The sequence below is a fragment of the Franzmannia qiaohouensis genome (assembly GCF_031451695.1).
Classification (GTDB): domain Bacteria; phylum Pseudomonadota; class Gammaproteobacteria; order Pseudomonadales; family Halomonadaceae; genus Franzmannia; species Franzmannia qiaohouensis.
Window position 1 is genome coordinate 1 of record NZ_JARWAM010000041.1, and the last position, 2406, is coordinate 2406.

Consider the following 2406-nt stretch of genomic DNA (forward strand, 5'->3'; position numbering starts at 1 on the left):
GTGGGCCTTGTCGGAGAGTCTTTCGCTTGCGCGTTCCCGGGTCTTTGGCCCTGGGGGCGTCGCGGGCCTCGACCCCCCTGCTGATGGGGCCTTAGCTCAGTTGGTAGAGCGCCTGCTTTGCAAGCAGGATGTCATCGGTTCGAATCCGTTAGGCTCCACCAATTCCCGTCGACATGATCAGACAGCACCCTTTGGTTCTGTCTCGTCCTGTCGGACGCCGGCTTCCTTCGGGGAAGCCTTTTAACATCGTTCAGAGAGATAATCAGCGTTGTCGGCTGCATCCGCGTGAGGATGCAGCGGCGGAGGGTCTTCGGACCCGATCGCAACGGCGGCGTTGTCCAAGTCAAGTACACTAACCAAAGTCCCTTCTTCAGGAAGGGGCGGGAATAGTATGCATGCGATGCGGAAGCGAACGGGAGCGGGCACACAAAAGGCTGCTTCCTGGAGGACCCACAAAGTCTTTCTTCTTCCGGATCAAATCAAGCGCGATAAGGGCGTTTGGTGGATGCCTTGGCAGCAAGAGGCGATGAAGGACGTGATACCCTGCGATAAGCCATGGGGAGCCGGGAATAGGCTTTGATCCATGGATCTCCGAATGGGGAAACCCACCTGACTGTTTGCTGTTGTTATCCTTGCGGATATCAACAGTGGGCATAACCAGGTATCTTTTACCTGAATACATAGGGTTTAAGAAGCGAACCCGGGGAACTGAAACATCTAAGTACCCGGAGGAAAGGAAATCAACCGATACTCCGCTAGTAGTGGCGAGCGAACGCGGACCAGCCGAGCCTTGAGGATGACCAGAACAGACTGGAAAGTCTGGCCAGAGCGGGTGACAGCCCCGTATGGGAAGTCTGATGGGACATATTAAGTAGGGCGGGACACGTGAAATCCTGTCTGAAGATCGGGGGACCACCCTCGAAGGCTAAGTACTCCTTGCTGACCGATAGCGAACCAGTACCGTGAGGGAAAGGTGAAAAGCACCCCGACGAGGGGAGTGAAACAGTTTCTGAAACCGGACGCCTACAAGCAGTCGGAGGGGCCTTTATTGAGCCCTGACGGCGTACCTTTTGTATAATGGGTCAACGACTTGGTCTATCTAGCAAGCTTAAGCCGTTAGGTGTAGGCGCAGCGAAAGCGAGTCTTAAATGGGCGCATGAGTTAGATGGATCAGACCCGAAACCGAGTGATCTAGGCATGAGCAGGATGAAGGTTGGGTAACACCAACTGGAGGTCCGAACCCACACCTGTTGAAAAAGGTCGGGATGACTTGTGCCTAGGGGTGAAAGGCCAATCAAACTCGGAGATAGCTGGTTCTCCGCGAAAGCTATTTAGGTAGCGCCTCGGACGTATCCCTCGGGGGGTAGAGCACTGCATGGATGATGGGGGCCCACAGCCTTACTGAGTCTAAGCAAACTCCGAATACCCGAGAGGACTATCCGGGAGACACACGGCGGGTGCTAACGTCCGTCGTGGAGAGGGAAACAACCCTGACCAACAGCTAAGGCCCCCAATTCGTGGCTAAGTGGGAAAGCATGTGAGACTTCCAAAACAACCAGGAGGTTGGCTTAGAAGCAGCCATCCTTTAAAGATAGCGTAACAGCTCACTGGTCTAATCAAGAGGTCTTGCGGCGAAGATGTAACGGGGCTCAAGCCACGAGCCGAAGCTTTGGATGTGCATTTATGCACGTGGTAGCGGAGCGTTCTGTGATATAGGACGCTGCCTCTTCTGACCCTTCGGGGGCAGCGGAGGCATTGTTCTGACTGTGAAGCTGGGCCGTGAGGCATCCGGTGGAGTGATCAGAAGTGAGAATGTTGACATGAGTAGCGACAAACAGGGTGAGAGACCCTGTCGCCGAAAGTCCAAGGGTTCCTGCTTAAAGCTAATCTGAGCAGGGTAAGCCGGCCCCTAAGGCGAGGCCGAAAGGCGTAGTCGATGGGAACCAGGTTAATATTCCTGGGCCAGGAGATGGTGACGGATCCCGAGGGTAGTTCGATCTTAACGGATTGATCGGGCTGCTTAGGGGTTCCTGGAAATAGCCCTCCACAAGACCGTACCCTAAACCGACACAGGTGGACTGGTAGAGAATACCAAGGCGCTTGAGAGAACCACATTTAAGGAACTCGGCAAAATACCTCCGTAAGTTCGCGAGAAGGAGGCCCGATGGGTGCGCAAGCATCGGTCGGGGGCACAAACCAGGGGGTGGCGACTGTTTACTAAAAACACAGGGCTCTGCGAAGCCGCAAGGCGACGTATAGGGTCTGACGCCTGCCCGGTGCCGGAAGGTTAAAAGGAGATGTGCAAGCATTGAATTGAAGCCCCGGTAAACGGCGGCCGTAACTATAACGGTCCTAAGGTAGCGAAATTCCTTGTCGGGTAAGTTCCGACCTGCACGAATGGCGTAA

General features: G+C 54.8%; 1 tRNA gene and 1 rRNA gene. Both read left to right on the forward strand.

The features are described 5' to 3' along the window. Positions 1-85: 85 nt before the first annotated feature. Positions 86-161 (forward strand) — tRNA-Ala (locus QC821_RS21610). 316 nt (positions 162-477) lie between these two features. Beyond that, positions 478-2406, forward strand: a 23S ribosomal RNA gene (locus QC821_RS21615); the annotation flags it as partial.